Origin of the sequence: Streptomyces phaeoluteigriseus, assembly GCF_001896135.2 — a bacterium.
Lineage (GTDB): Bacteria > Actinomycetota > Actinomycetes > Streptomycetales > Streptomycetaceae > Streptomyces > Streptomyces phaeoluteigriseus.
This window is the reverse complement of sequence record NZ_MPOH02000012.1, coordinates 1-26666: the sequence shown is the minus strand read 5'-3', so window position 1 is coordinate 26666 and position 26666 is coordinate 1. Positions and strand designations below refer to the sequence as shown.

19 protein-coding genes and 4 pseudogenes are annotated in these 26666 nt (G+C 73.1%); 13 read left to right on the top strand and 10 right to left on the bottom strand.

Annotated features, from left to right (window positions below; translation table 11 throughout):
* Nucleotides 1-591 (top strand): annotated as a pseudogene (locus BM536_RS17240) (hypothetical protein); the annotation flags it as partial.
* Here BM536_RS17240 and BM536_RS42915 read toward each other — a convergent pair.
* From BM536_RS42915 to BM536_RS17225, 3 genes are all read right to left on the bottom strand, one after another.
* Nucleotides 578-796 carry an aldo/keto reductase gene (locus tag BM536_RS42915; RefSeq protein WP_245873586.1) on the bottom strand — a complete coding sequence of 73 codons (219 nt, stop codon included), beginning with the start codon at nucleotides 794-796 and terminating at the stop codon, nucleotides 578-580. The pseudogene BM536_RS17240 and the gene BM536_RS42915 sit on opposite strands and share 14 nt — an antisense overlap.
* 146 nt (nucleotides 797-942) lie before the next feature.
* On the bottom strand, nucleotides 943-2208 hold the full coding sequence (locus BM536_RS17230) for an alpha/beta hydrolase family protein (protein ID WP_211362900.1): 1266 nt from the start codon (nucleotides 2206-2208) through the stop codon (nucleotides 943-945).
* A 162-nt stretch (nucleotides 2209-2370) separates the two neighbouring features.
* On the bottom strand, nucleotides 2371-2973 hold the full coding sequence (locus tag BM536_RS17225) for a TetR/AcrR family transcriptional regulator (protein ID WP_073499646.1): 603 nt from the start codon (nucleotides 2971-2973) through the stop codon (nucleotides 2371-2373).
* 89 nt (nucleotides 2974-3062) lie between these two features.
* Here BM536_RS17225 and BM536_RS17220 point away from each other — a divergent pair, with 89 nt between their 5' ends.
* On the top strand, nucleotides 3063-3977 hold the full coding sequence (locus BM536_RS17220; protein ID WP_073499647.1) for an oxidoreductase: 915 nt from the start codon (nucleotides 3063-3065) through the stop codon (nucleotides 3975-3977).
* 106 nt (nucleotides 3978-4083) lie between these two features.
* Here BM536_RS17220 and BM536_RS17215 read toward each other — a convergent pair whose 3' ends face one another.
* Nucleotides 4084-5094: a helix-turn-helix domain-containing protein gene (locus tag BM536_RS17215; protein WP_073499649.1), complete on the bottom strand. Its 1011-nt coding sequence runs from the start codon at nucleotides 5092-5094 to the stop codon at nucleotides 4084-4086.
* Between the two features lie 105 nt (nucleotides 5095-5199).
* On the opposite strand from BM536_RS17215, the gene BM536_RS17210 reads away from it, so the two are divergent.
* The 3 genes from BM536_RS17210 to BM536_RS17200 all read left to right on the top strand — a co-directional run bounded on the left by BM536_RS17210 (nucleotide 5200) and on the right by BM536_RS17200 (nucleotide 8412).
* On the top strand, nucleotides 5200-6255 hold the full coding sequence (locus BM536_RS17210) for a saccharopine dehydrogenase family protein (RefSeq protein ID WP_094103147.1): 1056 nt from the start codon (nucleotides 5200-5202) through the stop codon (nucleotides 6253-6255).
* A gap of 320 nt (nucleotides 6256-6575) precedes the next feature.
* Nucleotides 6576-7715 carry an aminopeptidase P family protein gene (locus BM536_RS17205; protein WP_094103146.1) on the top strand — a complete coding sequence of 380 codons (1140 nt, stop codon included), beginning with the start codon at nucleotides 6576-6578 and terminating at the stop codon, nucleotides 7713-7715.
* Between the two features lie 208 nt (nucleotides 7716-7923).
* On the top strand, nucleotides 7924-8412 hold the full coding sequence (locus BM536_RS17200) for a DUF7144 family membrane protein (RefSeq protein ID WP_073498912.1): 489 nt from the start codon (nucleotides 7924-7926) through the stop codon (nucleotides 8410-8412).
* 416 nt (nucleotides 8413-8828) lie between these two features.
* Here the strand turns inward: BM536_RS17200 and BM536_RS17195 are convergent, their stop codons facing one another.
* The 3 genes and pseudogenes from BM536_RS17195 to BM536_RS17185 all read right to left on the bottom strand — a co-directional run bounded on the left by BM536_RS17195 (nucleotide 8829) and on the right by BM536_RS17185 (nucleotide 11451).
* A complete protein-coding gene (locus tag BM536_RS17195; RefSeq protein ID WP_245873582.1) occupies nucleotides 8829-9551 on the bottom strand; it encodes a M23 family metallopeptidase in 723 nt (240 codons plus the stop codon).
* Between the two features lie 393 nt (nucleotides 9552-9944).
* Nucleotides 9945-10894: pseudogene (locus BM536_RS17190) on the bottom strand (glycoside hydrolase family 26 protein).
* A gap of 104 nt (nucleotides 10895-10998) precedes the next feature.
* A complete protein-coding gene (locus BM536_RS17185) occupies nucleotides 10999-11451 on the bottom strand; it encodes a GNAT family N-acetyltransferase (RefSeq protein ID WP_073498916.1) in 453 nt (150 codons plus the stop codon).
* A gap of 12 nt (nucleotides 11452-11463) precedes the next feature.
* Here BM536_RS17185 and BM536_RS42910 point away from each other — a divergent pair, with 12 nt between their 5' ends.
* The 3 genes from BM536_RS42910 (at nucleotide 11464) to BM536_RS17175 (ending at nucleotide 15729) form a co-directional block, all read left to right on the top strand.
* Nucleotides 11464-11748, top strand: a complete 285-nt coding sequence (locus BM536_RS42910) for a hypothetical protein (protein ID WP_143650933.1) — start codon at nucleotides 11464-11466, stop codon at nucleotides 11746-11748.
* A gap of 257 nt (nucleotides 11749-12005) precedes the next feature.
* The gene (locus BM536_RS17180; protein WP_425444647.1) at nucleotides 12006-14195 is read left to right on the top strand and encodes a lysyl oxidase family protein; all 2190 of its coding nucleotides are present in this window, start codon (nucleotides 12006-12008) and stop codon (nucleotides 14193-14195) included.
* Nucleotides 14196-14325: 130 nt separating this feature from the next.
* Nucleotides 14326-15729 carry an LCP family protein gene (locus tag BM536_RS17175; RefSeq protein WP_079275243.1) on the top strand — a complete coding sequence of 468 codons (1404 nt, stop codon included), beginning with the start codon at nucleotides 14326-14328 and terminating at the stop codon, nucleotides 15727-15729.
* A gap of 185 nt (nucleotides 15730-15914) precedes the next feature.
* On the opposite strand, the gene BM536_RS42905 is transcribed toward BM536_RS17175, so the two are convergent.
* Complete coding sequence (locus BM536_RS42905; protein WP_094103145.1) at nucleotides 15915-16310, bottom strand: ATP-binding protein; 396 nt, start codon at nucleotides 16308-16310, stop codon at nucleotides 15915-15917.
* 206 nt (nucleotides 16311-16516) lie between these two features.
* On the opposite strand from BM536_RS42905, the gene BM536_RS44385 reads away from it, so the two are divergent.
* Entirely contained in the window at nucleotides 16517-16666 is a 150-nt protein-coding gene (locus tag BM536_RS44385; RefSeq protein WP_342748816.1) for a hypothetical protein, read from the top strand.
* 93 nt (nucleotides 16667-16759) lie between these two features.
* Here the strand turns inward: BM536_RS44385 and BM536_RS17160 are convergent, their stop codons facing one another.
* On the bottom strand, nucleotides 16760-18394 hold the full coding sequence (locus BM536_RS17160) for an alpha/beta hydrolase (RefSeq protein ID WP_073498997.1): 1635 nt from the start codon (nucleotides 18392-18394) through the stop codon (nucleotides 16760-16762).
* Nucleotides 18395-18859: 465 nt separating this feature from the next.
* On the opposite strand from BM536_RS17160, the pseudogene lanKC reads away from it, so the two are divergent.
* From lanKC to BM536_RS44865, 4 genes and pseudogenes are all read left to right on the top strand, one after another.
* Nucleotides 18860-21471, top strand: a pseudogene (gene lanKC / locus BM536_RS17155) (class III lanthionine synthetase LanKC).
* A 40-nt stretch (nucleotides 21472-21511) separates the two neighbouring features.
* On the top strand, nucleotides 21512-21640 hold the full coding sequence (gene ramS / locus BM536_RS17150) for a mycelium formation morphogenetic lantipeptide SapB (protein ID WP_006130296.1): 129 nt from the start codon (nucleotides 21512-21514) through the stop codon (nucleotides 21638-21640).
* Between the two features lie 654 nt (nucleotides 21641-22294).
* Entirely contained in the window at nucleotides 22295-23587 is a 1293-nt protein-coding gene (locus tag BM536_RS17145) for an ATP-binding cassette domain-containing protein (protein WP_425444646.1), read from the top strand.
* A pseudogene (locus BM536_RS44865) lies at nucleotides 23584-25538 on the top strand (ATP-binding cassette domain-containing protein). The gene BM536_RS17145 and the pseudogene BM536_RS44865 overlap by 4 nt, the downstream one beginning before the upstream one ends.
* A 44-nt stretch (nucleotides 25539-25582) precedes the next feature.
* Here BM536_RS44865 and BM536_RS17135 read toward each other — a convergent pair.
* Nucleotides 25583-26179 (bottom strand): response regulator transcription factor, encoded by a 597-nt coding sequence (locus BM536_RS17135; protein WP_073498995.1) that lies wholly within the window; start codon nucleotides 26177-26179, stop codon nucleotides 25583-25585.
* Nucleotides 26180-26666 lie beyond the last annotated feature (487 nt).

Below are 26666 nucleotides of genomic sequence, written 5' to 3'. Positions count from 1 at the left end.
ACGCAGAACAGTGCGACGGCCCGGTGGGCGGCCGAGCCCATCCACCTCGGGGTGCGGGGGTGCCCGTCGCTGACGGTACGTCCGTTCGTCCTCGGGCCGGACAACGTGCCCGTGATTGCGAAGGCATCGGAGGCTGAGCGAGACGTACCCCTTGCGGTGCTGTCGGCCATGACTCATGGCCGGGGGCGGCAAGCTCCCGCCATACTGGAATCGCTGGCAGCCGCCCTGCGGACCATCGACCGTGACAGCGCCGCGGTCTTCGTGCAGTTCGTCGACTCGTGCCTGGCGGACACCCAGGCTCGGAAGATGTGGAGGGACATGATGACGGCGATCCAGTACTTCTGGCGGCACCCGCTCGCTGAGGAAGTTCGCGAAGAAGGACGCGAAGAAGGACGCGAGGAAGGACGCGAGGAAGGACGCGCTGAGGCGCTCGCCGAGGTAACCCTCCGCATCCTGCGCGTGCGAGACATCGACGTCCCGGATGACGTCCGTGCACGTGTCGAGGCCTGCACCGATCTCGCCCAGCTCATCCGCTGGTCGGAGCGAGCGGTTCACGCGACCAGCGCCGCCGACCTCTTCACCGCTGACTGAGCCGCCCGCCGAGGTCGGCCGAGGTCGGCCAGGCCTCGTCGGTGAGGGGGATCGAACCCGCCGCGACGTTCTCCTTCAGGTGGGTCAGGGAGCCCGTGCCGGGGATGGCCAGGGTGGTGGGGGACGCCGCGAGCAGCCAGGCGAGGGCGATCCGGGAGACCGTCGCCCCGTGCCGGTCCGCGACCTTGGTGAGCGGTGGCCGCAGAGGTCGGTGGCGCCGCCAACGAGCGGGAAGTACGGCACGTAGGCGATGCCGGCCTTCTCGCAGGCGGACAGGAGGTGGGCCAGCTCCAGCGGCTTACGCCAGGCATTGCCGAGGCCGACAGTGGCCCGGATCTGCCAACTCTTCCCCTACGAGCCCACCGGCCGGCGGAAGACCAGTTCTGGGTATGGGGCTGTGGGACCGGTCAGGAGGGGGGCGGGGTGGCCGAGGAGGTGGAGGCCGAAGAACGCCAGCAGGGCTTCGCGTTGCACGGCGAGGGAGCGGCGCCATTCCAACGGGCCGAGGAACGCGGCGATCTGCTCGGGAGTCGCACCGAGCCGGGCCGCGGCCTGGGGGAGGAGCGTCTCGTAGTCGGTGAAGGAGAAGTGCTCGGAGCCGGTCAGCCGCAGGAAGCGGCGCCAGCCGCGCAGGTGGGGCCAGGTGTCCTGCCATGTGGCGTCGTCGGGGCGGTCGGCTCCGAGCAGCAGGAGCGGCTTGTCCAGGCCGCGTGTGACGACCTCGCCGAACAGGCTCCCGTCGAGGTTGGCCCCGGCCGCGATCGGCAGCCCCGCGCACATGGCCTCGGCCGCGGTGGCGCCGCCGAGTGAGTGGCCGAACATGGCGGTGCGCGTCAGGTCCATGACGTCCCGCAGGCCGGCGGGGAGGCCGGGTGAACCGCACCGGATCAGTCGTTCCAGCTCCGCGAGGGTGTGGCCGACGTCGGCGACCCGCACGCGGACGGCCTTGCCGATGATGCGCTGCCCTTCGGCGGGCGGCAGGGTCGGCGTCAGTTCGGGCATGGCGTACGTCTCGACCCGTCCGCCGGGAAACTCCACCTGGCCCGCGTCGTAGGTGTGGTCGATGGTGACGACCACATAGCCGTGGCTTGCCAGATCCTCGACGAGGGACAGGCTGGAGCTGCGGTGTTGGCCGTGGCCGTGCGAGTAGAGGATCACGGGACTGCGGCCGCCGGCCGGCCGTGCGGGCGTGCCCGGCGTGGCGTGGGTGGTGGGGAGGAGTACATAGCCGGTGGGCAGCAGGCCGGAGTTCTGGAAGTGGCGGGCCGCGGCAGGGGTCATCCAGGGCGCACGGCGCCGGCCGCCCGTCGTCCGGTGGGCCGGGTACCAGATCTGGATCACGAACTCCCGGAACGGCCGTGAGGACACCCACGGGTCGCGGCGGGAGCGGTCCACGAGGCGCAGCGTGTGGGTGCCGATGGGGTACCGCCCGGTCGGCCGGGGCAGCACGAGCCGTTGGGGCGGCTCCGGCCTCGCCGCGTCGGACGTCGGCGCGCGGCCCGGGGTGGCCGGCGCGGGGGACGCGGCGGCCGAGTGCGGGCGCAGGACGGTGAGCGCTGCTGCCAGGGCGCCCGCGGTGGTCATCAGCTGCCGCCGGGTGCTGCCTTGTGTGGTCATGGTGTGAGTCTTGGGGCCGGAAGGGCCCGTGACCCATGTGGTCCGTCATCAGTGTGGATGACAAGTGTCATGCGTTCTTGGGCAGTTACAAGATCGGCTGCCGCCCCTCCGCCATCGCGGCAGGTTCCCGCAGTGGGGGTCGATCGGGCCGGGTGCGCGGCCTCAGCGGGGTGTGAGCCCGTGCAGCAGGACGTGGACCAGGTCGTCGGTCATGGCGAGGACCGTCGTCTCGTCGAGCATGCCGCCTGCCGTCAGCGCGGCCATGCCGTGGAGTGCGGCGCCCGCGAAGAGGGTGAGTTGTTGCGGGTCACCCTCGATGACCTCGCCCTGCCGCTGTGCGTCCGCGATCACCCGCTCGAAGGCGCCCACCGCACGGTCCACCCCCGCGGCCATCTGCTCGGTGGCCTCGGGGTCGTGCTTGCGGGCGTACATCAACGCCAGGAGTTCGGCGTTCTCGGTGGCGAAGGTGAGGTAGGCGCGGGCGAGGGCCGCGAGGCGGGGCTGGAGCGGGAGCGCGGGGTCGTGGGCGGCGTCCATGGCCTTGGCCATCCGGTCGTAGCCGGCCAGGGCGAGGGCGTCGAGGAGGGCCTGCTTGTCCTTGAAGTGACGGCCGGGGGCCGCATGGCTGACGCCGGTCTCGCGGGCCAGTTCGCGCAGGGACAGGGAGCCGACGCCCTTCTCCCGCAGGGTGCGCTCGGCGCTCTCCAGGAGGGCGGCGCGCAGGTCACCGTGGTGGTAGGGGCGGCTTTCGGGCATGGGGGTCATCGTATCCCGATGTTGACGCTGCCACTTTTGTTGGCGGCGTCATCATTGTAGGCATTGCCAGCATTGTTGGCGGCGTCTACATTGGGGCCATGGCAACTGACGAGAACAAGCGATGGAACGCGACCCGCCTCCCCGACCTCACCGGCCTCACGGCCGTCGTCACCGGCGCCAACAGCGGCATCGGCCTCACCACCGCGGACGCCCTGACCCGCGCGGGCGCGCACGTCGTGTTCGCCGTACGGGACCTGGACCGCGGCCGTACGGCGGCGGCGACCCTCACCGGCAGCACGGAGGTGCGCCGCCTCGACCTGGCCGACCTGTCCTCCGTACGCGAGTTCGCGGACGCCTGGCAGGGCCGCCCGCTGGACCTGCTGATCAACAACGCCGGCGTGATGATGCTCCCGCAGCGACGCACGCGGGACGGTTTCGAGATGCAGTTCGGCACCAACCACCTCGGTCACTTCGCGCTGACGAACCTGCTCCTGCCGTACGTCACCGACCGCGTCGTCACCGTCTCCTCCGGCGCGCATCGCTGGGGCGGCGCCACGATCCGCTTCGACGACCTCGACCTGGACGCGGGCTACACCCCGCGCGCCGCCTACGCCCAGTCCAAGCTGGCCAACCTGCTCTTCACCCTCGAACTCCAGCGCCGCCTCACGGAGGCCGGCTCCCGCGTCCGCGCCCTGGCCGCCCACCCCGGATACGCGGCCACCAACCTCCAGAGCCACACGGCGAACCCCGTCGCCCGCGCCTTGATGCGCCTCGGCAACAGGTTCCTCGCCCAGGACGACCGGGCGGGCGCCCTGCCCACCCTGTACGCGGCGACGGCGGACCTCCCCGGCGCGAGCTACGTCGGCCCCGACGGCACGGGGGAGATGCGCGGCGGCCCGACACTGGTGGGACGTACGGCCGCGGCGAGCGACCCGGTGGTGGCGCGGCGCCTGTGGACGGTGTCGGAGGAACTCACCAAGGTCACCTTCCCGGCGGTACCCGCAGGGCTCTGACCGGGCGGAAGGTCCCGGCGGGCGCCGCGTCGACCGGGCGGCCCCCGAAGTCCCGCAGTCCCGAAGTCCCGCAGTCCCGAAGTCCCGCAGTCCGGAAGTCCCGGCATCAGGAGGAGCGACCCGCGTCCCCTCCGGGGAGCGCAGGCCGGGCCGTGTGCCGGAACGTACGCCGGTAGGAGTCCGGCGGGACGCCGATCGCGCGGTTGAAGTGGCGCCGCAGGGTCGCCGCCGTGCCCATGCCGGTGGCCTCGGCGATCGCCTCGACGCTGCGGTCCGTGGTTTCGAGCAACTCCTGTGCGCGGCGGATGCGTTGGGTCAGGAGCCACTGGAGAGGGCTGGTGCCGGTCGCCGTACGGAAGTGGCGGCCGAGGTGGCGGGAACTCATCCGCGCCTGGCGGGCCAGGTCCTCCACGGTGAGCGGCCGGTCGAGCCGGTCGACGATCCAGGGGAGCAGCGCGGACAGGGGATGGTCGTCCCGGTCGGGGACCGGCGCGGCGACGAACTGGGCCTGCCCACCCGCCCGGTGGGGCGGTACGACCAGCCGGCGGGCGACGGAGTTCGCCACCGAGGAGCCATGGTCGAGGCGGACCAGGTGCAGGCACAGGTCGAGCGCGGCGGCCTTGCCGGCGGAGGTGAGGACGGTCCCGTTGTCGACGTAGAGGACGTCCGGGTCCACCTCGACCGCCGGATGGCGGGCCGCGAGGACATCGGTGTGGGCCCAGTGGGTCGTGGCCCGCCTGCCGTCCAGGAGACCGGCCGCGGCCAGCACGAACGCGCCAGTGCACAGGGAGGCCACGCGGGCACCGGCCTCGTGGGCGGCCCGCACCGCGTCGACCAGGTCGGCGGGCGGGGCCACGTCGACGTCCGCCCAGCCGGGGACGATCACGAGATCGGCGTACGGCAGCCGGTCGAGACCCTCGTCGGGCTCCAGCCGGAACCGGCCGACCCGTACGGCCTCCGTGCCGCACACCGAGACCTCGTACCAGGGGACGGTCACGTCGACGGGTGCGAAGCCGAACACCTCGTGGGCGACGGAGAGTTCGAAGTGCAGCATGCCCTCGGTGACGGCCAGCGCGACAGTGCCGCCGCCGGTCCGCCCGGTTCCCCCGGTGTCCATGTCCGGAAGTGTACGGGGCGTGTCGTTCCGGACACTCGTGCGCCGGCCACCCCACGGCCGAGGATGTGGGCACGGCAGAGCACGACGTGAGGAACGGGGAGAGCGATGGCATCGGGTCAGACGGTGACGGTGTTCGGGGCGTACGGGCACACCGGGCGGTTCGTGGTGGCGGAGCTGCTGGACCGCGGCCTCGTCCCGGTGCTCTCCGGACGGGACGCCGGCAAGCTGCGGGAACTGGCGGCCTCGGCACCCGCCGGACTCGACGTCCGTCCGGCTTCCGCCGAGGACCCGGCCTCGCTCGACCGCGCGCTGGCCGGTGCGGCGGCGGTCGTCAACGCCGCCGGGCCGTTCGCCACCACCGCCGGGCCCATCATCGAGGCCGCCCTGCGCACCGGCATCCCCTACGTCGACGTGGCGGCGGAGATCGAGGCCAACGTCGACACCTTCGAGCGGTACGGGGACCGCGCCCGCGCCCAGGGAGCGGTGATCCTGCCCGCGATGGCGTTCTTCGGCGGCCTCGGCGACCTGCTCGCCACCACGGCCATGGGCGACTGGACGGAGGCCGACGAGGCGCGCGTGGTCTACGGCCTCAGCGGCTGGCACCCCACCCCCGGCACGCGCGCCGCGGGCAAGGTCTCCAGCGAACGCCGCGACGGCCGCCGCGTTCGCCACACGGGCGGGAAGCTGGAGTACCACCACGACGAACAGCCACTGCTGGAATGGGAGTTCCCCGCCCCGCTGGGCCGGCGGACCGTCGTCGACGAGTTCACCATGGCAGACGTCGTCACCCTCCCCAGCCATCTGGGCATCCCCGAGGTGCGCACCGCGATGGCCCTGGAGGCGGCCAGGGAACTGGCGTCCCCGGACACCCCGGCACCGACCGCCGTCGACGAGCGCGGCCGGTCCGCGCAGACCTTCCTCGTCGACGTCGTCGTCCGCTCCGGCACCGGGGAGCGGCGGGCCGTGGCGCACGGCCGGGACATCTACGCCGTCACCGCCCCGCTCGTCGTCGAGGCGGTCGAGCGCATCCTCACCGGCCGCACCAAGGCCGTCGGCGTCGTCTCCGCCGGCGCCCTCTTCGACGCCCCCGACCTCCTGCGGGCCCTGTCGGCGCACCTGAAGGTCGACGTGAGCGAGCGGGACGTCCCCGCCGCGACGTAGGCACGGGTGCCGGGTCCGGGGCGGGCACATCCCGGGTCCGGAGGTGGGTCCGTGGCAGGCCCGGGGGCGGGCCTGTGCCGGGTCCGTGGCATGCCCGGGGGCAGGCCCGTGCCGGGTCCGTGGCATGCCCGGGGGCCTGTGCCGGGTCCGGGAGCGGGCTTGTGCCGGGTCTGTGGCATGCCCGGAGGCGGGCCTGTGCCGGGCCCGGAGGCAGCCCCGGAGCCGCCCGGGGCCGCCACCCGGACGGCGGTACACCGTCCCGCACCCGCCAACCCCACCCGCTCCAATGGACGGGGACCGACGGGACGAGGTGGCGCGAGATGAGCGACGAGGCAGCCGAAGCGGCCGAGTGGGCAGCCACACGGGACGACTACGCCGAGCGCATGGCCCGCGCCGCCCGCGAGGCGGTCGCGGCCGGGCTCTCCGGGGTGCTCGTCACCCCCGGTCCCGACCTGTTCCGGCTGTGCGGCTACCGGCCCACCGCGGTCACCGAACGCCTCACCCTCCTCGTCCTCACCCCCGAGACCGAGCCCCACCTCCTGGTCCCCGCCCTGGAACGCCCCGACGCGGAGGCGGCCCCCGGCGCGGGCGCGGTCCGCGTCACCGACTGGCGCGACGGCCAGGACCCGTACGCCGCCGCGGCCGGCCTGCTCCGCCCGCACGGCCGCTACGGCGTCTCCGACACGGCCTGGGCCCTGCACCTCCTCGGCCTCCAGGAGGCTCTCCCCCTCACCGCCTACCGCGCCCTCACCACCGCGCTGCCCATGCTCCGCGCGGTCAAGGACGAGCACGAGATCGCCCTGCTCGCGGCGGCGGGAGCGGCGGCGGACGCGACGTACGAGGACCTGCTGGCCGTACGGTTCGCGGGCCGCCGTGAGACGGAGGTCGCCGCCGACCTGGCCCGGCTGTTGCGTGAACACGGCCACAGCCAGGTCGACTTCAGGGTCGTCGGCTCCGGCCCCAACGGGGCGAACCCCCACCACGAGGCGGGGGAACGGGTCATCCGGGACGGCGACATGGTGGTCCTCGACCTCGGCGGCCTCAAGGACGGCTACGGCTCCGAGACCACCCGCACGGTCCACGTCGGCCCGCCCACCGACGAGGAACGCCGGATCCACGACCTCGTGCGAACCGCCCAGCAGGCGGCGTTCGAAGCGGTACGGCCCGGCGTGCCCTGCCAGGAGATCGACCGGGTGGCCCGCGCGCTCATCGCCGACGCAGGGTACGGCGAGTACTTCGTCCACCGGACCGGCCACGGCATCGGCGTCACCACCCACGAGCCGCCCTACCTGGTGGAGGGCGAGGCGCAGCCCCTCGTTCCCGGCATGTGCTTCTCCATCGAGCCGGGCCTCTACCTCCCCGGCCGCTTCGGCGTGCGCATCGAGGACATCGTGACCTGCACGGACGAGGCCGGCCGCCGCCTGAACGGCACCCCGCACGAACTGGCGGTCGTGGCCTGACCCCACAAGGGCCTCTCCCGCACGGGCCTGACCCCGCACGGGCCTCTCCCGCACGGGCCTCCCCCGCGAGGGCGCCCCTCCAGTGCAGGCCGGCCCCCGGTCCGCGTACGCCGGCTCACCCGCACGGTCTAGTTCCCGTGGTGGTGGCCGTCACCCGGACAGATGGTCGGGGGAGCGGGAGCATCCGACAGAGAGGCGGGGTACGGCCATGAGTGACGCGTCGCAGTCCAGGAATCCCCAGGGCTCGCCCGTCTGGGACCCGTCCCATCAGGGCACCGGCCCGTCCGGCTCGGGGAACCGGTTCCCGGGACCGCACGCCGGGGACGGCCTGGCCGCCGGCGGAGTCACCTTCGCGGGCGTGCTGATGCTGGTCAACGGCATCCTCGCCGTCCTCCAGGGCATCGCCGCGATCGCCGAGGACGACGTGTACGGGCGGATCGGCGACTACGTCTACAAGATCAACCTGACCGGCTGGGGCTGGATCCTGCTGATCGTCGGCCTCGTCGCGGCCGCGGCGGGCTGGGGCGTCCTCAAGGGCGCGGCCTGGGCCCGGGTCACCGGCATCCTCCTGGCCTCCGTCAGCCTCGTCCTCCAATTCCTGTTCCTCCCCTACGCCCCGATCTGGTCGGTCGTCGTGATCGCGATCGACGTGTTCGTGATCTGGGCGCTGGCGGTGTACCGACCGACGGCGCGGTGAGCCGACCCCGGCCCCGGCAGGACCCGGCCGCCCCGGGGTACCTCATCCCGCGCACGGGCGACGCCCACGTCGAACACGTCCTCGCCGAGCCGGGCGGCAGGCACCTCCCGGAGGGAGATCCCGGCGGTGGCGGGGCCGTAGCTCTCCGGCCCTGCCTACGGGCTGCGTACGTCCGGACGGCGGCCGGTCCGGCCCCGGGACCGTGTACGGATCTCCGGCGGAGCCGTGTGCGCGCCCGGCGCGGGCGGGCGGGCGGCCTGGTCATGCCGGCCCATGGGGATCGGGAGGTGCGGGGGGTTGGTCGGCGGCCCGTTCCCGCACGGCTGTCATACGGCATGGCAGGTGCCCGGCACCCCGACCGGTGGGGGCAGCCCCAGCTCGGCGCGGCACCCCCTCCCGGACATCGCCGAGGGCGGTCAGCCGCCGACCTGGACCGACTTCCTCCGCAGCCACGGCAGGGGTGACACCGCGGACCCCATGTACGGCGTGATCCGTACCTCGAAGTGGAGATGGGGGCCGGTGGTGTTGCCGGTCGAGCCGGCGAGGCCGAGGCGTTGTCCGGCCGCGACCCGCCCGCCCTTGCGGACGTCGATGCGGGACAGGTGGGCGTACTGCGTGAAATAGCCGTCGGGGTGCCGCACGATGACCTGGTTGCCGAAGCCGTCGCCGCAGGTCGTCGCGCGGACGGTGCCGGGGCCGACGGCGTACACGGGCGTCCCGGTGGGCACGGCGAAGTCCTGGCCGGTGTGGCGGTGGGCCCAGCGGGAGCCGCGGGCCGCGTAGCCGGCGGAGAGCCGGTAGCGGTGGATCGGCGCCGTCCAGACCGCGTCACGGCGTTCGGGTGCGCGGCTGCGGGCGCGGGCGCGCGCGGCCGGGCAGCGGCCGGCGCGTCCGGACGGGTCGACGGCGACGGGATCACCGGCGTCGCGGGCCACCGACCACAGCGCGTCCCACAGCCCCGCCCGGATGGCCTTGCGGCGGCGTTCGGCGGATCTGACCTCGGTGGCACCGGCGTTCTTGGCGCGGAGCCGGTCGACGTGGGTGCGGGCCTTCTCGTGGGCCCGGACGGTGCGCTTGGTCTCCTTGCGGAACGCGTCGCTCCCGGCCCCGGCGGGCACCGCGGCGAGCACGACCAGCATGCCCGCGATCCATACGGCCGCCAGGGCGGACGGGAGGCAGGCCGAGGGCTTTCGCGCGGGAGCGAAACACATCCGCGGGAGGCGCGCGTGGTGTTCTCGTCGCATTTCGGGATCATCGGACCGGGGGTGGCGACGGGCGCGACGACGCGCGGACGGTTCAGCCGAACGGACCTGCCGTCACGGGGGCGCTGTCGCGTTGGACGGGCTTGCCGTCAGGGGGACGCCGCCGTGCCGGGCGGACCTGCCGTCACCGGGGCGCTGTGGCGCTGGACGGACCGACCTGTCCTCATGGGGGCGCTGTGGCGCTGGACGGACCTGCCGTCAGGGGGGCGCCGCCGTGCCGGACGGATCAATCGTCCACCGGAGCGCTGCCGCGCCGGACGGAACCTGTCCTCACCGGGACACCGCCGCCCGGTAGACGGCCGACGCCCGTGGGTTGTCCCGGCAGCGCCACACGCCGTGCGGGCAGTAGTCGGTGATGGTCTGGTACAGCGGTCGCTGCCGGGCGAACCAACCGAGCATGCCCCGCATATAGGCGGCGTTGTCCCCGTTCCGGAACAACCCCCACTCCGGGTACGACACCGGCTTGCCGTGCTCCGCCGCGAACCGCACGTGCGCCGCCAGCCCGTACGGCTCGTCGACCTGCTCCTCGAAGGACATGCCCTCGGGCTGGTCGTAGGCGTCCATGCCGATGATGTCGACGTGGGTGTCGCCGGGGTAGCAGTCGGTCCAGGGGACGGCGTCCAGCCCCCGGCTCGGCGTGAACTCGAACCGGAACCGCTGCCCCGCCACCGACCGCAGCGCCGTCACGATCCGCGTCCAGTACGCCTTCCAGGCGCCGGGGTCGGGCCCGCAGCGGTGGGTGTAGGTGATGCCGTTCATCTCCCAGCCGACGACGAGCACACTGTCCGGCACCCCGAGCCCGACCAGCCGCCGCCCGAGCGCCCGGAAGTGGCCGTCGTACTCACCGCGCGCACCCCTGCGCAGCTCCTCGCGGACGACGTCGTCGGGCAGACGCTCCTCGGTGCGCTCCAGCATCGGCACGTTCAGTACGAACATCCGGTCCGCGCGGGCGTCCGCCACCGCGCCCAGTACTCCAGATACCCGGGCGCCCCCTCGATGTTGCTCCACCGGTCCCCGGGCAGGTACGCCCGCCCGACCCGAGGCGTCGCCGCCCCCACCCACCCGTCCAGTCCCGCGATCCGCCGCACCCCGACGGCGTCGTACCCGACATAGGCCCCGAACGCGCCCGCGGGCACCGCCGGCCCGCCCCCCAAGGGCACACAGGCGGGCCAGGCGACCAGAGCGACGGCGACGAGAAGCGCACCGACAAGGACACGCAGGAGCTGGGACACCGGATCATGATGACGACCGCGGCGGCACCGGCAGGCCGAATGCGCCCCCAGGCACTCGGACGGGGTCGGAGCCGCAGAGCAGTTCGGTACCGTCAGCCCGGCCCCGCGACGGGTTCCCGCACCAGGAACACGTCCACCGGGTCCTCCCGCTCCACCACGAACCCGTGCCGCTCGTACAACCGCCGGGCCGCACTGCCCTGTAGGACGTTGAGACGCAGCCGGACCGAGCCGCGGTCGGCCTCACCCAGCAGCCGGCCGAGAACGGCCGAGCCGATGCCCCGCCCCTGGACGTGCGGCGCGAGGTAGAAATGCTCCAGCCAGTGCCCGTCCGCCCCCGGCCGCACCGCCACACACCCGGCGAACACGCCACCGACCTCGATGACCCGCGTGTACGCGGGCACGAACCCGTCCCGCAGCCGCCCGCGCACCCGCGACTCGTCGAACCGCCCGAGCCGCTCCAGGTCCCCCCGCAACACCACGGCCCGCAACTCGGCGACATCGTCGACATCGGCCGGACCGGCGGGCCGCAACCCCCACTCGTCCATACCCGCGATGCTATGGCGCGCGCCGAACGCCGCGGCTTGGTCCGGGAGGGCGTGCTGCCCTCCCGGGCCCGGGCGATGGGCGAGTTCCTCGACGAGCTGCTGCTCGCCACCGGGACGGGCGGGTCGGTCGGGACGGGCGAGACGGTCCGGACGGGCGAGACCGTCGGGCGCGGCGGGCAGTTCGGGTCGGGCCGGGTGGCCGGAGGTGTCGGGCCGGGTGGGCCGGAGGGTGTCGGTTCGGGTGGGCCGGAGGGTGTCGGTTCGGGTGAAGTTGGGGTCAACAGGCAACCCCCGTAACGGGTTTACCTCTCTCACAGGGTGCTCACAGGCTCTCCCGGGACGCATGGGGTGCGTTCGAACGGTGGGTGGGTCCGCGGGCTGTCCAGTCCGATGCCACTGACCATGGCACTCGCAGACGAGGAACCGATGACCAGTCAGCCAGACCGCAGGAATCTCAAGCGTGCGGCGTTCGCCGCGGGGGCCGCGCTTGCCGTCGTCGCGTCGCCGGGGCCGCTCCCGGCGCCGGCGCGGCACCGCAGGCCGCCAAGCCCGGTGTGCCGCAGCTCAAGCTGATCGCCGCGTCGAAGTCCGTGACGCTCGACCGGTGGAACTGGGAGGGGGAGCCGCCCGGCGTCTTCCTGGACCTGGGCACCTACGTCCAGGTCGAGAACGCGCCGTTGGAGTTCAAGGTGACGCGCGCGTCGTACAAGACGCCCGTCGTCGCCCAGCAGATCCTGCGGGACGGGACGAAGGTGAAGACCAAGACGCTGCCCGCCGGGCTGGTGCAGGACTTCAGCGGGCTGCCCGGCTTCCTCGAGGTGTCCGTCAAGGATGCCGCCGGGAAGGAGGTGGCCGCCACCAAGGGCACCTTCTGCCCCAACAACGCCTCCGGGCGCATCCGTCCGGACGCCCCGGCCACCTCGCACTATCCGCAGAGCTGTCCCACCAACCCGTTCACCCTGGGCTCGGTGTGGGGCGTCGAGAAGGGCTGGGCGGCCAACTCCTCCACCGTCGACTACGACGAGCGCGTCGACCTCCCGGCGGGCGAGTACACCGCCCAGGTGGCCGTCGCGAAGAAGTACCGCGATCTGTTCGGCATCCCCGACGAGCGGCCGAGCATCAAGGTGACCGTCCGGGAGCAGAGCGACGGCGAGGGGGGCGCCGGTGCGGGATTGCGGTCCTCCGCACACGGGGGCCACGCGGCTCACGCCTCCGGCGGGCACGGGGCCGGGCACCACTACGGGCCCCGCGGCGCCGACGCCCCCACCCCGCCCGCCCTCTCCCACGCGCTCGAGGACCGGGGTCTCGCCCACCATCTCGGCGACGGCGCCGGGCACACCGACGGCTCCCGGATCGCGCCCGCGCTGAAGGCGAACGCCAAGGCTCCCACCGGCCGCGCGAGCGTCCCGGCGAACGTGCCGAAGCCCGACCTGCGGTCCCTGCCGGCCTGGGACATCACCGTCACCGACGGCGAGGACGGCGACGTACCGGGCAAGGACTACCTCGCGTTCAGCGCGAACGTGTGGAACGCCGGTCCGGCCCCGCTCGTCGTCGACGGCTTCCGCAGCCCCGGCGAGGACCTCATGGACGCCTACCAGTACTTCTACGACGCCGACGGCAAGCAGGTCGGCTACACCCCCACCGGCACCATGGAGTGGGACCCGCGCATCGGCCACGAGCACTGGCACTTCACCGACTTCGCCAGCTACCGGCTGCTCAGCGAGGACCAGTCCAAGGAGGTCCGCAGCGGCAAGGAGGCGTTCTGCCTCGCCAACACGGACGCCGTGGACTACACGGTGAAGAACGCCAACTGGCACCCGTACAACACCGATCTGTCGACCGCGTGCGGCCAGCAGAACTCCATCTCCGTGCGGGAGGTCCTCGACGTCGGCTCCGGTGACACGTACACCCAGTACCGTCCCGGCCAGTCCTTCGACATCACCGACCTGCCGAACGGCACCTACCACATCCAGGTCATCGCCAACCCGGCCAACCGCCTCCAGGAGACCGACCACAAGAACAACGTCTCCCTCCGCAAGGTCGTCCTCGCCGGCACCCCCGGCGCCCGGACGGTCTCGGTCCCCCCCGGTGGACCTGATCGACGCCCCGTAACCCTCCCGCCCACGCGGTGGGTGACGCCCACCGCGGGGGCGATACGGCTGGACAGCGGCCCTGACCTGCTGCGACGCTCCGCCCGTGATGCTCACCGAGCTGCTTGCCTCCGTCGCCCGGACCGCCCGCCTGGGCCCGTCCACGTCGACGCGTCCTGGGACGACGTCACCGCGGCCCCCGGTGAGCCCCGGCAGATGCTCCGGAGCAGGCGCCGGCCCCGCCTCTTCGGGTACGGCGACCTGGAGGTCCTCGTCCGCCGGTGCCGCCAGGTGCGGCTCGTGACGGTCCGGACGTGGACGGAGACCGTCGAACTGCCCACGTACACCCGCGCGTTCCCCGGCGAGCCGACCGAGGCGGACGTCGTCGCCGCGCTGGACCGGTCCGGCTGCCCCTGGGAGGTCGCGCCGCCCACACCTTCGACGGCCGGCGTGGCCTGCGCGTGCCCGCGACCTCCGCCCTGTTCGTGTTCGCCGTCCCGGCAACCGGTGAACCCCGGCTGCACTCGATGGGCCTGCCGGGCAACGGCCACCGGTGCCCGGCGGCGACCTGACGAGAACGGCACACACAGGGCAACCCTTGCGGGGCTCGGGCCGTCTCTTGAGTCGGCTGAGCTTTTCGGACGTATTACTTGACGCATGTAGGGTTCCGACGTTCGGCCGTGACCAGCGATGCCGAAGATCCAGGCACGGTGTACGGGGTGAAGAACGGCCGAGGCGGAGGCGAGCGCCGGTGAGCGGGACGAGAAGGCGTGGACGTACTCCGGTGGAGGCGGCCGGCCGCGGAAGCAGGGCCAGGCAGAGCGGCGGCGGCCGGGGTGGACCCGGCGGCACGCGCCTCACCCGGCGCGGGCGGTTCCTCGCCTGGGGTGCCGGAGTCACCTCCGTGGTGGTCCTCGGCGTCGGCGGTGTCGGCGCGTGGGTCTACAACGACCTGAACAACAACATCGACTCCGCCGCCGTGGACGACAAGCTGGGCGGCGACCGGCCCGAGAACCTCAGCCCCGGCTCGAAGAACATCATGGTCGTCGGCTCCGACAGCCGGGACGGCGCGAACGCCAAGTACGGCAAGGATCTGTCCACCATGCAGTCGGACACGCTGATGGTGCTGCACATACCGGCCAACCGGAAGTGGGCCGCGGTGGTGTCCTTCCCGCGCGACTCCTGGGTGGACATACCCGCCTGCGAGATGGGCGACGGCAAGGTTTCCGACCCGCACAAGGCCAAGATCAACGAGGCGTTCGCGATCGGCGGCAGCGGCGGCGAGGTCGCCGGGGCCGCCGCGTGCAGCATCAAGACCGTCGAGGCCCACACCGGCCTGCGCATCGACCACTTCATGTCGGTCGACTTCTCCGGCTTCAAGGGCATGGTCGACGCGCTCGGCGGCATCGAGGTCTGCCCGACGGAGCCCATCAAGTCCGACAAGGCCCAGCTGGAGATGGACGCCGGCTGCCAGAACGTCGACGGCGAGAAGGCCCTGGGCTACGTCCGCGTGCGCTACGGCGTCGGGGACGGCTCCGACATCGGCCGCATCGGCCGCCAGCAGGAGTTCATGAACGCCCTCGCGGAGAAGGCCCAGTCGAAGCTGGCCAGTCCCGACGCCCTGTACGGCTTCCTCCAGTCCGCCACCAAGTCGCTGACCACGGACCCGGACCTGGCGGGCATCAAGCAGATCTACGGGCTGGCCAACGAACTCAAGGGCATCCCCAGCGACCGGCTGGCCTTCCTCACCGTGCCCAACTACCCGCGTGAGGCGGACGTCCCGACGGACAAGGCCAACGTCGTCTGGCAGTACCCGCAGGCCGCCGACCTCTTCACCTCCCTGGCCAGGGACAAGGAGATGACCAAGGCCCAGTTGCAGGCGGCGGCGAAGAACCTCGTGTACGCGTCCCAGGTGAGGGTCCGGGTCCTCAACGGCACGGGACAGTCGGGGCGCGCCGCGGCCGTCGCCGAGAAGCTGCGCACGATGGGCTTCACCGTGAGCGGTACGGGCAACGCCCCCGAGACGGTGTCGAGTACGTCCGTCGGCTTCCCGGCCGGTCTGGAGAAGCAGGCCGCGGTGCTCTCCTCACGGCTGCCCAAGGCGCGGTCGGCCGCGGCGGCGGACGCGCAGGCGGGGGTCGTCACGCTGGTCGTCGGACCGGATCTGGACGTCGACGAGATGGGCTGACGGATCCTCCTCCGAGCCGAGTTGGCGGGAGGCGGGGCCGTGTGTACCATTGATCTTGAGCTGGTCGCCACCACAACGGTGAATCGGTTCTGCGTCGGTGGTCCAAGGAAAGACGCCCCACTTCCTGTGGGGAGGTGCAGGTGCAAGGCCTGCCCGGCGCTCCGGTGGACGAGTCCCATCCCGCTTCAGGCGGGGTGGGACTCGTTCTGTTTCTCCGGCTTCTCCGGCGTTCCCCGGCCCCCCGGCTTCCCTGGCTTTCCCGTCTCCCGCATGGTGTCCGATCCCAGCGGCAGGTTCGGTGACGACCTCGATGCCGCACCAGGGCCGGTACCCCGCCCGGACCCGCCCGCCGAACGCGCCCGCTCCCGCATGCCGATGAGTCCGTAGCCCTCTCCGCCAGGGGACGGGTGCCCGACCCGGCGGGCGACCGCGCCGTCGTCGTCGGTGACACCGACCGACAGGTGATCGTCGGTGTGGACGAGCCGCACCTCGGCGCCGCCGGGCCCGGCGTGCTTGGTGACGTTGGTGAGAGCCTCCCGCACGATCAGGTACGCCGTGAGGTCCGCGCCCGCAGCCGGCAAACTCGGCTCACCCCCGGTACGGAGGCTGACGTGGACCCCCGCCACCTGCAACGAGGCTGCCGGCGCCGGTAGTCGGGCAGTCGCGGCTTCGTGTGCGGGGACGTGGACCGGGTGTGGTCCGCCGTGTCGTCACCCCCCTCCCGACGCAACAGGCCGACCGCGGCCCTGGGTTCGTCCAGGTCGAGGCTGTCGTTCCCGTCAGGTCGGTGACGATCCGGGACGCCTCCTCCGGGCGGGAGAGCGGTCGGCGGGCCACCGCGCCCGCCTGGAAGGCCTGCGAGGACCAGGTGATGGGCGACCACGTCGTGCAGCTCGCGGGCGACGCGCGGGCGGACGGGCGGCCACCTGCTCGGTGACCGCCCGCCCGCCCCGATCCCGCCCCGATCCCGCCCCCGATCCCGGGGCGCCCGCCTTCGGCGGTCGGCGCCCCCGGGGTCGGTGCGGCTACGTCAGCTCACAGCGCCTATGCGCTCGACGCGCTCGTCGACGCCGTTACGGAGTTCGCCGAGCGTCGTGCCGGGCGGGGCCGCCTTCGGCGTGGAGGACGGTGGCTGCGTCTCGTCCGCGCAGGTCGTGCCGGAGGCCGGGACCTCGAGATCCACCAGGTAGGCGACGACCGCGTCCGTCGCGCAGGCGCTGCGGCCGAACGCGGTGTGCCCCTCGGCCCGGAAGGTGAGCAGCGAGGCGTTGTCGAGCCGGCGGGACAGTGCCACCGCGTCCCCGTACGGGGTGTCGGGGTCGCCGGTGGTGCCGAGGACGAGGATCGGCGCCGATCCCTTCGCCCGGTAGGAGCCGTCGTAGCGGCTGACGCGCTCGCCGGGCCACTGGACGCAGGCGGTGGCGTGCTGGTGGTCGTACGTGGGAGGGCCGTACGCCATCGCCGGGCCGAGCAGCGGTGCCGCCTTCGCGTTGGCCGCGACGTTCCGCTCCAGCCGGCGCAGGTCGCGCGGGTAGTCCCGGTCGACGCACTCGACGGCCACGTTCGGGCCCAGGAAGTCGAAGCTGGCCGGGGAGGGCGGACGCAGCAGGAAGGACGTGTTGTCCCGCAGCTGGGCCTTGCGCAGTTGCGCGCCGAGCGTGGGCCAGATGACCTTGCCCTCGTTGATGTTGAACATCAGCCGGTAGACCAGCGTGTAGCCGTTGGCCTGGCCGCCGTTCGCGGTCGGTACGGGGTTGGCGTCCAGGTCGGCCTTGAGCTTCTCGAACGCCGCGCGCGGGTTGCCGTCGCCGAACCCGCAGGTGCTCTGGTCGGCGGCGCACCAGTCGAGGAAGCGGCTCATCGCGCCGTCCAGTGCCAGGTACTGCGGCCGGTCGTAGGCGTACGGGCGGTTGGCGTAGTGCACGGGGTCGTACGCGCCGTCGAGAGTCAGGGCCCGCACCCGTTTCGGGAACATGGCGGCGTAGACGGTCCCGATGTACGAGCCGAACGAGCGTCCGTAGTAGGTGAGTTGCTGCTCACCGAGCGCCTCCCGCAAAAGGTCGATGTCCCGGGCGACGTATTCGGTGCCGACGTGGGGCAGCAGCTCGCCCGCGTTGTCGACGCAGGCCTGGTCGAATGCGGCGGCCTCACGCAGCGCGGGCTCGAAGGCGTCCGGGCCGGGCACGCCCTTGGCCTCGGTGACGGCCCTCGTGTACCGCGCGTCGTCGAAGCAGGTCAGCGCAGAACTGCGGCCGACGCCACGGACGTCGTAGCCGAAGACGTCGAACGAGTCGCGGAGTGCGGCCGGCAGGGTCGCGTGGTTGTTCCGTACGAAGTCCACGCCGGAGTTGCCGGGCCCGCCGGGCTGCATGAAGAGCGTGCCCTTGCGCTTCGTCTGGTCCGCGGCCTTCTTCCGGACCACCGCCAGGGTGATGGTCTTGCCTTGCGGCTTGCGGTAGTCGAGCGGCACGTCGGCGTTCGCGCACTCGAAGCCGCCCTGGCAGTCGGTCCAGGTGAGCGACGGCACGGGCGGCTTCTCCGTCGTCTTCGGCGAGGCCGCCGCCTGGATCGCCGTTCCCGTCACGGCGACCATGAACGCTGTCAGCGCGGCTCCGACGGCTGTGAGCCGTCCGAAGCGTCTCGGTATGCCTTGTGGAGTGGTCATGGGTCTCGTCCCCCTGGGTCGATGTGGTCGAGCACTCACTGTGCAAGATGAGTCCAGCCAACTGAACAGAGGGGAAATGAGCGGCATCGGTGCCATCGTGACGGGCTTTCCACCGCCTACTTCGATCCGCGGGACGGGCCCGGCTGTCGAGTGACAGACACGCACCGGCCCGCCAAGCAGGTCGATGCCCCCGGCTCCATCGACGCGGATCGGTGGGACCGGCGTGCGGCAGCGGATGCGCGGACCTCCGAGCGGCGGACGCCCGGAGGGCACGGGCGTTGGAGAGGCCATTGGCCAGGCGGCGGTCCGAGCGCCGGCACGGCGTGCGCTCCTGCCGACGGTAGGGCCCCTCCCGCAAGTTACCCGTGCGTTCCGCACGTTGGATTGATGACAGCGGCAACTGTGCCCGCCCGTCGAGCGCGTGACAACGTCTCACCTGTCAGCGATCGGTGGGAGGGAGAAGGCGTGAACAAGGGCTATGCCGTGTACTGCGACGCGGACCCGTACTTCTACGACGCTCCGCACCGCACGGTGGTCCGGAACGGCTCCGGACGGTCCCGGTACGCCGCTGCTTCGTTGCCCGTCCCGGCTGGATGGCAGCGCAACGAGAGCGGGGACTGGCTGGCCCTGCGTCCGGTGGACGCGGATCTGCCCGACCAGGGCTGGAAGATCCATGTCTCCGCCTGTCTCGACAACGCCGAGTCCGTGCTGGAACGCGTGTGGCGGTACTGCGTCGCCGGCGGCACGGCCTTCAAGTTCGTCCCCAGCCGGTATCTGCTGCACCAGCGCAACGCCAAGTACGCGGACCGCGCCGGCAGCGGCAAGTTCATCACGGTGTACCCGGCGGACGAGGCGCGGTTCGAACAGATCACGGGCGAGCTGTCGGCTCTGCTGGCCGGCGAGCCCGGTCCGCACATCCTCAGTGACCTGCGGATCGGCGACGGCCCCGTGCACGTCCGGTACGGCGGCTTCACCCGCCGCAACTGCTACGACGCGAGCGGCGAGCTGCGGCCGGCCGTGACCGGTCCCGACGGTGTCCTGGTGCCCGACCTCCGCGGTCCGGTGTTCCGGGTGCCGGACTGGGTGAGTGTGCCCGCCTTCCTGCGTCCGCACCTGGACGCCCGCTCCGCGGTGACCGTGGCCGACCTCCCCTACACCATCGATTCCGCACTGCACTTCTCCAACGGCGGCGGTGTCTACCTCGCCCGTGACACCCGCACCGGCGGGCAGGTCGTCCTCAAGGAGGCCCGTCCGCACGCCGGGCTGGCAGCCGACGGTGCCGACGCCGTGACCCGGCTGCACCGCGAACGCCGGGCGCTGGAACGTCTGTCGGGCCTCGACTGCACACCCGAGGTGCTCGATCACCTGACCGTCGGGGAACACCATTTCCTCGTGCTGGAGTACATCGACGGCAAACCGCTCAACACGTTCTTCGCTCGCCGGCATCCGCTCATCGAGGCCGACCCGGGTGAGCAGCGGCTGGCCGAGTACACCGCCTGGGCCCTCGATGTCCACGCCCGGGTCGAGCGGGCCGTCGAGGAGGTCCACGCGCGGGGCGTGGTCTTCAACGACCTGCATCTGTTCAACATCATGCTCCGGGAGGACGGCAGCGTCACCCTCCTGGACTTCGAGGCGGCGCACCAGATCGACGAACCCGGCCGGCAGACCGTCGCGAACCCGGGGTTCGTGGCGCCTTCCGACCGGCGCGGGGTGGCGGTGGACCGGTACGCGCTGGCCTGTCTGCGGCTGGCGCTGTTCCTCCCGCTCACCAGCCTTCTCGCGTTGGACCGGCGCAAGGCGGCGCATCTCGCCGACGTGGTGGCGAGTCAGTTCCCGGTGGACCGCGCTTTCCTGGACGCGGCGGTCGACGAGATCACGGACGTACCCCGTACCGTCGGCGTGCCCGCGGCGCGGGTGACGGCCGAGCCGCTGGTGCCGGTCCGGCCCGGCGACTGGCCGCTCAGCCGGGAGTCGATGGCCGCGGCGATCCACGCGTCCGCGACGCCGTCCCGCACCGACCGTCTCTTCCCCGGCGACATCGCGCAGTTCGCCACGGCGGGCGGCGGGCTGGCCTTCGGCCACGGCGCGGCGGGGGTGCTGTACGCCCTGGCCGAGAGCGGCGCGGAACGCAGTGAGGACGGGGAACAGTGGCTCCTGGAGCGGACCAAGCAGGCACCGTCGGGCATGCCGCTCGGCTTCCACGACGGGCTCGCCGGGATCGCCTGGACACTGGAGTACCTCGGCCATCGCGACCGCGCCCTCGACCTGGCCGACCTGCTCCTCGAGCAGCCGTTCGACCACCTGGCCCCTGACCTGCACAGCGGCACCGCGGGGCTGGGCCTCGCCCTGGACTCGCTGGCCGCCACCACCGGAGAGCCCGCGCTGCGCTCGGCGGCCCTGCGCTGCGTCGAGCTGACCGCTCGCGGCGTGCCGGCCGGGAGCGGGACGCCCGGCCCCGCGCGGGCCTGCTGCACGGCGCGGCGGGCAGCGCTCTGCTCTTCCTTCGGCTCTACGAACGCACCGGGGACTCCGCGCTGCTCGATCTCGCGGGCGACGCGCTCCGCCGGGACCTGGCCCGTTGCGTCCGGGGCGCGGGCGGCGCGCTGCAGGTCGACGAGGGGTGGCGCACCATGCCCTACCTGGGTGCGGGCAGCGTGGGCATCGGCATGGTCCTCGACGACTACCTGGCGCACCGGGACGACGACGAGTTCGCGCGGGCGAGGAACGAGATCGTGGCAGCCGCGCAGGCCATGTTCTACGCCCAGCCGGGTCTCTACCGGGGTGTGTCCGGAATGGTGCTGTATCTCGGCCGCACCACGGCCACGGGACCCGGCACCGGGCCCGAGGCCCTCCGGCGCCAGATCGACGCGCTGTCCTGGCACGCCATGTCCTATGGCGGCCGGCTGGCCTTCCCGGGTGAGCAGATGATGCGCCTTTCCATGGACCTTTCCACGGGAACGGCCGGATGCCTGCTGGCCGTCGCCTCCGTCCACGGCGACCCGCCCGCCGGGCTGCCGTTCCTTCCGCCGCCGCCCACCGGGCAGCGGCCCCTGACTCGGCCCCGCCAGGGGTCGTGATGAAAGAACAGAACCCGTTGCCACACGAAGGGACAATGTCATGAACCTGTTTGACCTGCAGTCGATGGAAACCCCGAAGGAAGAGGCCATGGGGGACGTCGAGACCGGCAGCCGCGCGAGCCTTCTGCTCTGCGGCGACAGCAGCCTCAGCGTCACGACCTGTAACTGACGCCCGAGCCGACCGCCGCGGCGACGCGGTGATCAACGCTGCTCGGCACCGGTGCCTCGGGCCTTGCCCGGGGCACCGGTGCCTGCGTTCGCGGACACCTGTGCCACGTACCCCACCGGGTGCGCGACCGGTGTCCTGGCACGTGGGGCGGATCGAAGGGGGTTCGTGGGGTGGTGACGACCGAGCCGCGGGCAGGGCACGTGCCCGCCGCGGGTGACGGAGCCGACGGCGTGAAGCCGGGGCGTGCGTCGGAACTGCTGGTGCTGCTGGCCTCGGTCGGGGCGGCGGTGGCCGCGGTGGCCCAGCCCTTCGTGCTCGGCCGCACACTCGATCTCCTGCTGCGCGACGGTGACGCGGGACACTGGCTGACGCTCAGCGCCGGCCTGCTCGTCGGCGAGATGCTGCTCGACAGCCTCACCTCGCTGTTCACCGGCCGCTGCAACGCCGGTTGGACGGCTGCCATCCGCTCCCGCGCCTTCGCCGGGCTGCTGGGCGCCGTACCGGAACGCGCGCGCCCCTACACCCCGGGGGACGTCGGGACCCGCCTGACCCTCAACGCCGCCGACGCGGGCAGCGGCCCGGCGGCCCGGGCGGCTCTGGCGGCCGCGCTGATCACCCCCGGCGGGCGCACTCGCCGCGCTGGCCGTCGTCGACGTGTGGGTGGCGGCGTGTGTGCTGGCGGGGCTGCCCGCCCTGGCGCTGGTGCTGCGGACGTTCACCCGCGACACCGGCGCGTCGGTGGCCGCCTACCAGCACACCCAGGCACAGATCGCGTCCCGGCTGCTGGAGGCTCTGGATGGCACGGCGACGATCGCCGCCGCGGGGACCGGCGCCCGTGAACGCGAGCGCATCCTCGCACCGTTGACGGAGCTGGCGACCCTGGGCCGGCGCATGTGGGCACTGCACGGACGGGCGCTGGGCCGAAGCGGCGTCCTCGTGCCGCTGCTGATCCTGGCAGCCACGGCCGTCGGAGGTCTGCGTCTGGCGTCGGGCGCCCTGAGCGTGGGCGGTCTGCTCGCCGCCTGCCGCTACGCACAGCTGACGGCCGGCGTCGGCAGTGCCGCGTCACTGCTGGGCGCGGTCGTACGGGGTCGTGAGGCGCGGAGCCGGACCCTGGCGCTGGAACGGATGCCCGCGCTGGCCTACGGGACGCGGCACCTGCCGCCGGACGGCCCGGGCGACCTCGAACTGCGCGGTGTGCGGGTGGTACGCGACGGCAGGGAAGTGCTGCGCGCCGACGGCGTGCGGATACCGGGTGGCACCACCGCCGCGGTGGTCGGCCGCAGCGGGGCGGGGAAGTCCCTCCTGGCGGCCGTTGCGGGGCGGCTGACCGACCCCGACGAGGGACAGGTGCTGCTCGACGGGGTCCGCCTCGACCGGCTGACCCGCGAGGCGTTGCGCGCCGAGGTCGCCTTCGCCTTCGAGCGTCCGGCGCTGGGTGAGGGGACGGTCGCCGATGCGATCGCCACCGGGCTGCGGCCGGTCTCGCGCGAGCAGGTACGGCAAGCCGCCCGCGCCGCGGGCGCCGACGGCTTCGTACGCCGGCTGCCGCGCGGTTACGACACCCCGTTGCCCGCGGCACCGCTTTCGGGCGGCGAGTACCAGCGCCTCGGGCTGGCCCGGGCGTTCGCGCACGCCGGACGGCTGTTGATCATGGACGACGCGACGTCCAGCCTGGACACGGCCACGGAGCACGAGGTGGACCGGGCGCTGCGCCGATCGCCGCGCCCCGGGACGCGGGTGGTCGTCGCCCACCGGCCGTCGGTCGCGGGCCGGGCGGATCTGGTGATCTGGCTGGAGGGCGGAAGGGTGCGGGCCGTCGCGTCGCACCGCGACCTGTGGAACGTGGCCGACTACCGGGCGGTCTTCGGCGTCGGCGGCAACGCGGCCTCGACGCCGGGCGAGAGGCCCGCGCAACTGCCCGAAGCCGAAGGGGCACGCCCGTGAGCCGCGCCGGGGACGGCCGTACGCACCACGCGGACGACGGGTCCGGGGCACTGCGCCGGATCGCGCCGCCCGCCCGTCGCTTCCTGGTGCGCCGCCGGGCGGTGCTGGCGCGGCTCGCGGTCTGGTCACTGGCGGAGGCGGTGCAGGCATTCCTCGTGGGCTACGGCGTCGCCCACTCCGTCGACCAGGGGTTTCTCGCCGGTGACACACGCAAGGGGCTGTCGTGGCTCGCGGTCGCCCTGGTCGCGGTGCTGCTCGGCGCTCCGGTGATCCGGGGTGTCTTCGCCGAGTTGGCAGGGCTGACGGAGCCGCTGCGCGACGGCCTGGTGCGGCGTGCCGTCGACCGGTCCATGGCCCAGGCCCTCGACGCGCCCGGTGGCACGGACCGGGCGGCCGTCTCCCGGCTGACGAACCAGGTCGAGATCGCCCGGGACAGCTTCGCCGGTCTGGTTCTCACCCTGCGTTCGTTCGTCTTCACCGCCGCCGGAGCGCTCATCGGGCTGTTCTCCCTGCACCCGGCCCTGGTCGTGGTGGTTCTGCCGCCGCTGCTCGGCGGCCTGGCACTGTTCCTGGCCACGCTACGGCCCATGGCGGCGGCCCAACGACGCGCCCTGGCGGCCGACGAGGCGCTGGGCGACCACGCGGCCCGGGCCCGGGCCGCGTTGCGCGATCTCACGGCCTGCGGGACCGGCCCCGAGACGGCGCGACACGGCGCGGACCTGGTCGCCGGTGCCGCCGCGGCGTCCCGTGTCCTGGCCGGCTGGGCGGCGGTGCGCACGGCGGCGCTCGGTGTCGCGGGTCACCTGCCCGTGCTGACCCTGCTGGCGGCGGTGCCGTGGCTACGCGGACGGGGCGTGACGGCGGGCGCGCTGCTGGGCGCTTTCACCTACCTCGTCCAGTCACTGCTACCGGCCGTGCACACGCTGATGACCGCGCTCGGCGCTGCGGGGGCCCGGCTACTGGTCGTCCTGGACCGGATCGTCGGCCCCGCGCCATCGCCGACGTTCACGCACGGCACGCGACCGAAGCCCCCGCCCCCGGCGGGCCAGCCCGTGACCCCCCTCAGCGTGACCGACGTCGGGTCAACGGCTGACGTCGGTCCCCCGGCGGTGGCACCGGCACCGGCACCGGCCATCGGGGGCCGCGGCTCGTCCCCGGCGGTGGCGGACCTGCCGCGTCCCGCCCCGACCGACGCACGCGGCTCCCCGCGCACGAACGGCCGACCGCGTCGGTCGAGCTTCGGTCCGTGACCCTGTCCTACGGCGTGCGCGCCGAGCCGGTCCTCGACTCGCTGGACCTGTGCGTCGCCGCGGGTGAGCACCTCGCGGTCGTCGGACCGAGCGGCATCGGGAAATCGACGCTCACCCGCCTGGTCGCGGGGACGCTCGCGCCCAGCGGCGGCGAGATACGCGTGGCCGGACGCTCGGTGACCGCGTGCGCTGTCGCCGACCTCACCGCACTGCGCGTGCTGGTCCCGCAGGAGGCCTACGTCTTCTCCGGCACCGTGGGCGACAACCTCGCGTATCTGCGTCCGGACGCGACCGGGGCGGATCTCGACGCAACCGTCCGGGCCCTCGGCCTGCGGTCGCTCGTCGCTCGTCTGGGCGGGCTCGACGGCCCCGTGCGACCCGGCGAACTGTCCCCGGCTGAACGACAGTTGATCGCCCTGGCGCGCGCGTATCTGTCACCCGCACCCCTGCTGCTGCTCGACGAGGCCACCTGTCACCTGGACCCGGCCGCCGAGGCACAGGCGGAGGAGGCGCTCGCACGGCGGCCGGGGACGCTGCTGGTCGTGGCGCATCGTCTGTCGTCGGCCGTCCGGGCCGACCGGGTGCTGGTACTGGACGGCGTGCAGGCGGTGTGCGGCAAGCACGAGGAGGTGCTGGCCCGTTCATCGCTCTACCGTGACCTGACGGGCCACTGGAACGACGGTTCCCACCGAGAGGCCTGAACGCGGTACGCCGTGCGGGCACGGTCACCGCACCGGACGGTTCGTCACGTCCAGCCGGCGTTCTGGACGATGCGTATCGCGTCGACCCGGTTACGGGCGCCCACTTTCCGGATCGCCGTGGCCATGTAGTTGCGGACGGTCCCCCGGGACAGATGCAGACGGGCCGCGATCTCGGGCATCGGCGACCCCTGGGCGGCCAGGGACAGCACGCTCAGCTCGCGTGCGGTGAGGGGCATGACCGCACCTTCGAGCAGGGCCACGCTCAGGGCCGCGTCGAGGAAGCGCTCACCTTTGGCCACCGTGTGCACCGCCGTGATCAGTCGCTGGGCCGGGGCGTTCTTGTCGACCAGCCCGAGCGCACCGCCCTCGAACGCCCTGCGCAGTACGCCCGGACGCCGGAGGGTGGTCAGGACGACGAGCCGGTCTCCGCACCGCGCCCGGAACGACGCGTCGTGCGCTTCCCCCGGCCCGTGCAGACACTCGCCGTCCACGACACACACGTCCGTCGGTAACACGTCGTGATCGGGTACGTCGGCGCGGGGGGACATGGACGAGACCTCCAACGCGTCGTCGGATCTGAGCAGTTGCACCAATGCCGAACGCAGCAGTTCCTCTTCGTGCACCACGAGAACCCGAACCATCTCCCCCACCCCTTGTCAGCGGCTGTTTCGAAGGGCAGCCGACTACGCTCCTCGCGCACCAGGGCCATGTGCCCTGATCCGTCCCGGGGGAACACGGCACACCAGCAGGGTGACGGCGCACCGGATTCAATGCGCCGCTTCCAGCGCCCGGAAGGAAGCGAAAGGCCGATCACCGCGCGGGCGAAAACGGCGGAGACACACGCCAACCGTCGGCCGGGATCGACGCACGGCCGATCGGACGGACGGCCGTCGCGCCCGTCCCGCCGTCCCCGGCTCCCTGGCCACGGCGGCGGGTCGCCCTCGGATCGGCCGTATGCCGCCGAACCGGGTGTATCAGGCAGCCGCTTGGGACCGCGCGGGGACCGGCCGAAAACAGCCGTCTTCCAATCTGGCGCGAACCCATCGCCCGCGTGGTCCGCGCTCTTGCGCGGGCGGGACCTCCCCACAGACCGGCCCTCTCCCGCCGCGTCCGCCCAGGTCGGGGCGG

Bases quoted from the DNA above. Each gene is read 5' to 3' on its own strand.
- BM536_RS17230 (WP_211362900.1), bottom strand. From the start codon at position 2,208: ATGACCACACAAGGCAGCACCCGGCGGCAGCTGATGACCACCGCGGGC.
- BM536_RS42910 (WP_143650933.1), top strand. From the start codon at position 11,464: ATGGCGCGCGCCGAACGCCGCGGCTTGGTCCGGGAGGGCGTGCTGCCC.
- BM536_RS17220 (WP_073499647.1), top strand. From the start codon at position 3,063: ATGGCAACTGACGAGAACAAGCGATGGAACGCGACCCGCCTCCCCGAC.
- ramS (WP_006130296.1), top strand. From the start codon at position 21,512: ATGAACCTGTTTGACCTGCAGTCGATGGAAACCCCGAAGGAAGAGGCC.
- BM536_RS17215 (WP_073499649.1), bottom strand. From the start codon at position 5,094: ATGGACACCGGGGGAACCGGGCGGACCGGCGGCGGCACTGTCGCGCTG.
- BM536_RS17205 (WP_094103146.1), top strand. From the start codon at position 6,576: ATGAGCGACGAGGCAGCCGAAGCGGCCGAGTGGGCAGCCACACGGGAC.
- BM536_RS17225 (WP_073499646.1), bottom strand. From the start codon at position 2,973: ATGACCCCCATGCCCGAAAGCCGCCCCTACCACCACGGTGACCTGCGC.
- BM536_RS17135 (WP_073498995.1), bottom strand. From the start codon at position 26,179: ATGGTTCGGGTTCTCGTGGTGCACGAAGAGGAACTGCTGCGTTCGGCA.
- BM536_RS17160 (WP_073498997.1), bottom strand. From the start codon at position 18,394: ATGACCACTCCACAAGGCATACCGAGACGCTTCGGACGGCTCACAGCC.
- BM536_RS17185 (WP_073498916.1), bottom strand. From the start codon at position 11,451: ATGGACGAGTGGGGGTTGCGGCCCGCCGGTCCGGCCGATGTCGACGAT.
- BM536_RS17200 (WP_073498912.1), top strand. From the start codon at position 7,924: ATGAGTGACGCGTCGCAGTCCAGGAATCCCCAGGGCTCGCCCGTCTGG.
- BM536_RS17210 (WP_094103147.1), top strand. From the start codon at position 5,200: ATGGCATCGGGTCAGACGGTGACGGTGTTCGGGGCGTACGGGCACACC.
- BM536_RS17195 (WP_245873582.1), bottom strand. From the start codon at position 9,551: ATGCTGGTCGTGCTCGCCGCGGTGCCCGCCGGGGCCGGGAGCGACGCG.